This is a genomic window from Prevotella sp. oral taxon 306 str. F0472, assembly GCF_000257925.1.
GTDB classification, from domain to species: Bacteria; Bacteroidota; Bacteroidia; order Bacteroidales; family Bacteroidaceae; genus Prevotella; species Prevotella vespertina.
This window is the reverse complement of the sequence record NZ_AJIN01000012.1, coordinates 1-6587: the sequence shown is the minus strand read 5'-3', so window position 1 is coordinate 6587 and position 6587 is coordinate 1. Positions and strand designations below refer to the sequence as shown.

7 protein-coding genes and 1 pseudogene are annotated in these 6587 nt (G+C 44.4%); 2 read left to right on the top strand and 6 right to left on the bottom strand.

Going from position 1 to position 6587, the window contains the following annotated elements:
- The first annotated feature begins 149 nt into the window (after positions 1 to 149).
- Entirely contained in the window at positions 150 to 1076 is a 927-nt protein-coding gene (locus tag HMPREF9969_RS02115) for a tyrosine-type recombinase/integrase (RefSeq protein ID WP_009434241.1), read from the top strand.
- A gap of 5 nt (positions 1077 to 1081) precedes the next feature.
- On the opposite strand, the gene HMPREF9969_RS02110 is transcribed toward HMPREF9969_RS02115, so the two are convergent.
- The 6 genes and pseudogenes from HMPREF9969_RS02110 to HMPREF9969_RS02090 all read right to left on the bottom strand — a co-directional run bounded on the left by HMPREF9969_RS02110 (position 1082) and on the right by HMPREF9969_RS02090 (position 5749).
- Positions 1082 to 1468 (bottom strand): hypothetical protein, encoded by a 387-nt coding sequence (locus HMPREF9969_RS02110; RefSeq protein ID WP_050899958.1) that lies wholly within the window; start codon positions 1466 to 1468, stop codon positions 1082 to 1084.
- A pseudogene (locus HMPREF9969_RS12400) lies at positions 1443 to 1559 on the bottom strand (DNA-binding protein); the annotation flags it as partial. The pseudogene HMPREF9969_RS12400 and the gene HMPREF9969_RS02110, both read right to left, overlap by 26 nt.
- A 3-nt stretch (positions 1560 to 1562) precedes the next feature.
- On the bottom strand, positions 1563 to 1832 hold the full coding sequence (locus tag HMPREF9969_RS12395) for a helix-turn-helix domain-containing protein (protein ID WP_083835280.1): 270 nt from the start codon (positions 1830 to 1832) through the stop codon (positions 1563 to 1565).
- 885 nt (positions 1833 to 2717) lie between these two features.
- Positions 2718 to 3203 carry a DUF1896 domain-containing protein gene (locus HMPREF9969_RS02100; RefSeq protein WP_009434240.1) on the bottom strand — a complete coding sequence of 162 codons (486 nt, stop codon included), beginning with the start codon at positions 3201 to 3203 and terminating at the stop codon, positions 2718 to 2720.
- A 58-nt stretch (positions 3204 to 3261) separates the two neighbouring features.
- On the bottom strand, positions 3262 to 4524 hold the full coding sequence (locus tag HMPREF9969_RS02095; RefSeq protein WP_009434238.1) for a site-specific integrase: 1263 nt from the start codon (positions 4522 to 4524) through the stop codon (positions 3262 to 3264).
- Between the two features lie 4 nt (positions 4525 to 4528).
- Positions 4529 to 5749 (bottom strand): site-specific integrase, encoded by a 1221-nt coding sequence (locus HMPREF9969_RS02090; protein ID WP_009434237.1) that lies wholly within the window; start codon positions 5747 to 5749, stop codon positions 4529 to 4531.
- A gap of 332 nt (positions 5750 to 6081) precedes the next feature.
- Here HMPREF9969_RS02090 and HMPREF9969_RS02085 point away from each other — a divergent pair.
- Positions 6082 to 6587 (top strand): helicase-related protein (locus tag HMPREF9969_RS02085; protein ID WP_232212632.1); only part of this gene is annotated, 506 nt, incomplete at its 3' end.

Here is a 6587-nt window from a genome sequence, read left to right as displayed (position 1 = left end):
ATCTGGAGTGCCGCCACCAACTACTATCGCAACATCTCCCAACTTGCACTCCTCCCACTCTCCCTCAAACTCAGGGAATCTTAGATTTGGGACATTAGTTAATACGTTTCTCTAATTATTATGTACCTTTTCTATATTAAGGATTAAATATGAAAACAAAAACTATTAGAGAAATTTCGTTGGCTTGGAAAAGAGACAAGCAACGCTACGTCAAGCAGTCCACATACGCTGCTTATGTGTTAGTTTTGGAAAATCACATACTTTCATCGTTTGGTGATTGTGATAGTCTTAGTGAAAAACTTGTACAAGAATTTGTGCTACAAAAACTTAATGCTGGTCTCAGCATTAAAACGGTGAAGGACATTCTCATTGTGTTGAAAATGGTGATGAAGTTCGGAGTAAAGAACGGTTGGATGAACTATTGCGAATGGGACATCAAATATCCAACTACAGTAATCAATAAAGAAATGGAGGTGCTGACAGTGACACATCACAAAAAGATTCTCGAATTCATCAAGCAGAACTTTACATTTCGCAACCTTGGCATCTACATTAGTCTAACAACAGGCTTGCGGATTGGTGAGGTATGCGGCTTGAAATGGTCGGACATCAATACGGACAGCGGTATAATCACCGTAAACCGTACCATTGAGCGTATCTACGTCGTAGAAGGTGAGCGCAGGCACACAGAATTAGTCATCAACAGCCCAAAGACCAAGAACTCTTGCCGTGAGATACCAATGAACAAAGAACTCTTGGCTATGGTGAAACCACTGAAAAAGGTAGTAAATCTTAATTTCTATGTGCTGACCAACGAAGAAAAACCTACTGAGCCACGAACCTATCGAAACTATTATCATCGGTTAATGAAGCATTTGGACATTCCTCGGCTGAAATATCACGGGCTGCGCCACAGTTTCGCCACACGCTGCATCGAAAGTAACTGTGACTATAAGACGGTTAGCGTGTTGCTCGGGCATGCGAACATCACTACAACTCTCAATCTTTATGTCCATCCCAATATGGAACAGAAAAAGCGTTGCATTACACAGATGATTAAGTTTCTTAAAAAGTGATTATTCTAAATTTTCTCGCGATAGTCAATCGTCAAATTCACCGTCTGCTCTTGCAAGGCGGTGAGTTCTTTTGTTAAGCGGATAAGTTCCTGCAATAGGATTTGTATTGTTGTTTCCCTCTCGGTAATGTGGAGAAAGCGCACCACCTGATTATAGTTCACTCCAATTTTGTGAACTTCGGCAGTGATTTCGGAGAGCTTGCGGTAATATTCTACGGCGGACTTGTCCACCGTTATCACCTTGAACTGCTCCCCCAATAATCTTGCGCGCACAAAATCGGATTTGCTTACTGCGCCCGATTTGTTGTATAGGTCAATGGCACGCAGTTGGTCTTTCACATCGGGCATACGGGTGTCCCATCTGTCCCAGCATCGGGCGAGCCGCCAAGCAATAACGCTCCAGTTTCTTCAATGTGCCTTCCATCAGTTGTGAAAACAACTGCATCTGAGGGTCTTCCTGCGTAATGATTTCATTCTCCGACATAATTCATTCATTGTTTGCGTTCAGTAAATTTGTGATGTCACTCTCCTTGTAATAACATTTATGCCCAATGATGGAAAAGGGTATTCTGCCTGTATCCCGATAAGATTGCAGGGTACGCTTGCTGATGCCCAAACGCTTGCATACGGCTTCGTTGTCGAGCCATTGCTCGGTCTTGGGCGGATTGCCGATGAGTTGTTCGATACGATGAATAAAGTCTGCAAAGTCGGAGCAGTGCCGCTCCCATGCTTTGCGGTCGATAATAATGAGTTTCATTGCATTCTTTTTGTTTTGATTACGTTATTGTTACTCGGCAAACAAACTCATATACAGTCTGTTGCCACTATTGTTGTGTGCAAAGGTAAGCGTAGAACTACATTGAACAAAGCAACGCAGAAAAGCAAGGAAATAGAAGGAAGAGAAGAGAAGTTAGTCTGTCAGTCTGAAAAACTCCTAAGCTTTCGCCAAAAAGCTCTTAAGCTTTTAGCAAAAAGCTTATAAGCTTTTTATAAATTACTTATAAGCTTTTGTCAGATTACTTATAAGCTTTTTGTAGATTGCTTATAAGCTTTTCATAGAAAGTTCATAAGCTTTAAGCGCAAAGGCTGGTAGTTTTCCCTATCAGATTTGGAGCTGTCGCTGAAAAACTCTTATGTTCTGTATAAGAATGGTATGATTGCGGTAATGAGAAGAGGTGCCGGTTCTTTCCTTTTATCACATAGCAATTATTCTCTCGACAGTTCGATAGTTCGACAAATCGATATGTAGAACTATCGATAGATAGTTTTATCGATAGATTATTTTGACGATATATAGTTTTGACAACAGATAGTCATGACAACAAATTGTACAAACAACAGATAGTCCGTATTATCGTCAGTCCTATCTGTTGTTGGTTGTTACGCCTTGCGTCCAAAGAGCCTGAGTATGCCGTATTCTTGTCGTGCCTATACTCTCTACGGCAGCCCAGCCCTGCAAGGTTGGGAGAGATGAATACGACCGCACGAATATTGAAAATGGCAATACCAACTTGAAAAGAAAAATCCTGCGGTGGAGATTCTTCTCTCCATCCGCAGGACTTGACCTTGTCAGGGCAGATTGGCTGCCGTTGTACCTTTGCACGATAAGAAACGGCATCAGGGACTTTGCGTGTGCCTTTGCTTACAACGCCTTTGGGCTTGCTTCCTCCGTCTGACCGATTATTGGCAAATGATTGCTCTCGATGAGCAGCACAATCGTGCCTGTGAGTTCGGTGTAAAGACGGTCGTATTGTCCGCTTGCGGCAAATGTGTCCGTCAAACCGAACTTGTCGAATGTGGCTTGAACAGCCTTGTTCGACAACAATATGGGTGCAAGCTTCTCAGGGAGTGGTGCAGGCAGTTCCCTCTCAAACTCGTTCTCCAAGACAGAAACAAGCGTGTCGTACTTGGAAACGTGCAAACCTTGATACAATACCTCACTTGCTATGCTCTCTGCTTCGAGGTGCGAAAAACCTTGTGCCACTGCATCGCAGAAAGCAGTGAGAGCCATGTCTGCTCGTGTGGTGATAAACTCCGTGTCGTGCAATCTTTCGGGGTGATGCTCACTCATATAACTTCTTAATTTCAACCGAAAGTAGGAAAGTTCCTGTTTGTTGTTCTCTTTCATAATCGTTTGGTTTTCAATCGTGAATAATAAATGTTTGGTAATTACTTCCTTTTTATGCTTATTGCAATGGAACGTTCTGCCGTGCTATCGACTCACAATAACCCTCAAATACAGTATGCTCCCTGTCTGTGAGTGCAGTCATATCCTCTTGTATCTTATGGTCGGTTATCTTTCCATAAATCTGTGTCGTACCGATATTGCTGTGTCCGAGCATCTTGCTGAGCGTTTCCATCGAAATACCATTGGAAAGACAAATTGTGGTTGAGAATGTGTGGCGAGCCATGTGAAAGGTCAAGCCCTTATCTATCCGGCATATCTGCCCGATGTTCACACACGCAAAAGATGCTTTCCTAATTGTGAGATTGGGGAATATCAAGTCGTCCGCTTTCTTATCCTTGATATAGAGTGAAAGGATTTGCTTGGCAATGGGCAGGAGTGGAATGATGGCTTCCATGTCTGTTTTCTGCCGCTTGATGCGGATTTCCTCTGTTCCGTCTGCATTATGGATGATATGCTTCGGTTTGAGCCGTTGCATGTCCACACGAGCCAAACCAGTGAAGGCACAGAAAAGGAAGAATTGTCTTGCTCGCTCGAACTGCCTGTCAATGATGGGAGTTTGCAGTACCCGTTGCAGTTCCTCTGTTGTGAGATACCTGCGTGTGCGGTGTGGCAGTTCTGCCTTGTAATCCACAAAGGGGTCGACGCGGATGTATTTCTTCTGCTGACCTATGCCGATGAGTTTTCTAAGGAAGATGACTGCTACCTGAATAGTGGCAAGAGAAAGGTTGCGCTCTGATTTAAGGTAGAAGTCCATCCCTTCGATAAAACCATAGTCAAGCGATGAGTAGCGAATATCCTCCAGCCCCAAGCGTTCACGCAAATAAGCCTCAATGAGTTGTGTGGCATAGATGTAGTTGGCAAAGGTCGGCTTGGCTACCGTTATTCCCACACAAGGACGCTTTTCCTCTATGAAAAGTCGTGCTTCCTCCAAAAGAAAACCTTTAGACTTGTCCTCTTCCAAAAGTTCACGTTTGAGGAGCTCGGCGGTGATATAGCCACGTTGCCAAACTAATTCTTGATACTTCGCTTTGGCTTGTTCCTCTTTACTTTGTAAATAGCGGTTGATTTCTTTTGTTTCTTCGCCTGTTCCCTTGCATCGCCCCTTATGGCTATCCCAAAGTTCGGGAGCGATTTCCTTTCCCGTGCTATACTGTACTTGTTCTCCGTCTATGGTGATGCGTCCCATAATCGGGCATTTGCCGTTCTTTTTCTCTTTGGAGCGATTAATATAAAAGAGTGTCTTGAATGTACTACGTGTCATGAGGTCAAAGTTTTAAGGTGAATGTATCTTGTATGCGCTGCTGCACTATCTGCATATCCCGATGGATTCTTTCGGAAGAAACCGCTGCATATACCTGTGTTGTTCTCAGGTTGGTGTGTCCGAGCATACGGCTTACCGTTTCAATAGGTACACCTGCAGAGAGTGTGATAAGTGAAGCAAAGGTGTGTCGAGCCATATGAAAGGTCAGCGGGTTTTCCATGCCGATGTTTCGTTGTATGTGGTGCATGCCATTGAGGATAATGTCGGTAGTCGGCACGTCAAAAACAAAACCTGCACGCTTTCCCCTGTACCGCTCCATTATCGCCCAAGCAGGGGGAAGTACTTGTACACGATACGGGGTCTTGGTCTTCATTCGTCTGCCCTTGATGCAGAGTTCGCCTTCTTCCAAGACAATGTTTTCCTCTCTCAGATTGCGGACATCGGAGATGGCAAGCCCTGAAAAGCAGGAGAAGACGAACAAATCACGGACAATACGATAGTTCTCCCATTCAATCTTCAACTCGATGATGCGCTCAAGTTCTTCCTGCGTAATGCTTCTCGGTTCGCCTTTTGGTCGCTCGTAACTGTAGCCCAAGAACGGATAGAAGTCCAGCACACCTTTCTTCACCGCCATGCGGACGATGATCTGCAAAGTAGACACGGTACTCGATATGCTGCTGCGTTTCAGTTTGCGGTCAATAGTGAGATAATACTCGAAGCCCTCGATAAAGGCTTTGTCCAACTGTGAAAGGGGAATGTCGCTTACCTTGTGCTTCTTCTGCACATACTCACGAAGCAGGGAGAGTTGGTAGGTACGGAGTTTGAACGTCTTTAAAGCTCTATCAATGCCTATGCGCTCCTTTGTCTGTGTGAGATACTCCCCGAAACTCTCCAAGAGCAAGGCTTGACAGTGGATTTGCCCCTGATAGGCATCCCTCACGTCTGTGGCGGTAAAAGATTCTTCTCTTTCACAGAGTTCATGAAAGCGTGCGTGGATGAGTGCGGTGCATTCACCGAGTTTCTGATTGACGGACACAGCCATGCTACTCTTACCGATGAGCCGTTGCTTACGGCTGTCCCAAAGAGCGAGCGGAGTCTTACACTTGGTGGAGAAGCCCGAATGGGTTCTGCCAACGGAGATTCGCCCAATGACAGGCACAAGTCCTTTCTTGTCGGTTCGTTTCGCCTGAACGAAGAACGATACTTTGAGTTTGTTTTCTTTCATTTTTCTGTCGTTTTTTCTAAATTTCCTTTGCTTGCAAAGGTACAGATGAACAAGTATTCCTGAGCGATGCAGAAAAATGAAAGATGAAGAATAAAAACCTATGACACAGTTGTTTACCTTCAATTCGTAACCCCTTTTTGCTTTTTCCCTGATGGGTTACGATTTGGTAACGGAACTCCTGCCGTTTGATGCTCGTTCTTGCTTACCCTCAAAATAGTAAGAAAATGCTAAATGATATTATTTCAAATAGTTACATTCCTTGCGTTTCCCCCTATTTCCCTTAATTCTTAATGACTGATTATGCCCGCAAGATGAGCCTTGATTTACGCATGATAGATGAAAATGCTTACTCAGATCATATCGACAACAAGGCAAGTCACTGTGCCAAGATACTCAATGACTATTATCAGAAGTACGATGCACAGAAAGGAACGCAGTTTGTTTTCTCAGACTTGGGTACTTACAAGCCCGGTGGAGACTTCAATGTCTATTCGGAAATCAAGCGTAAGCTGGTAGAAGACTATCATATCCCGTCCTACAAAATACGCTTCATTCAGGAGTGCAAGAACGAGAAAGCTAAGAAGGCGATGGTAGATGCGATGAACCGTGGAGATATCCGTATTATTTTCGGCTCTACTTCTATGTTGGGTACTGGTGTGAATGCCCAGCAACGTGCCGTGGCGGTCCATCATTTGGACACGCCCTGGCGACCTTCGGACTTGGAGCAGCGCAATGGACGGGCTGTGCGCAAGGGAAACCTTATAGCTAAGGAATTTGCGGACAACAAGGTCGATGTGATTATCTATGCCGTGGAACGTTCCTTGGATAGCTACAAGTT

Excerpts from the sequence above, each read along its gene's own strand:
- HMPREF9969_RS02095 (WP_009434238.1), bottom strand. The coding sequence starts at position 4,524 with ATGACACGTAGTACATTCAAGACACTCTTTTATATTAATCGCTCCAAA.
- HMPREF9969_RS12395 (WP_083835280.1), bottom strand. The coding sequence starts at position 1,832 with ATGAAACTCATTATTATCGACCGCAAAGCATGGGAGCGGCACTGCTCC.
- HMPREF9969_RS02115 (WP_009434241.1), top strand. The coding sequence starts at position 150 with ATGAAAACAAAAACTATTAGAGAAATTTCGTTGGCTTGGAAAAGAGAC.
- HMPREF9969_RS02100 (WP_009434240.1), bottom strand. The coding sequence starts at position 3,203 with ATGAAAGAGAACAACAAACAGGAACTTTCCTACTTTCGGTTGAAATTA.
- HMPREF9969_RS02090 (WP_009434237.1), bottom strand. The coding sequence starts at position 5,749 with ATGAAAGAAAACAAACTCAAAGTATCGTTCTTCGTTCAGGCGAAACGA.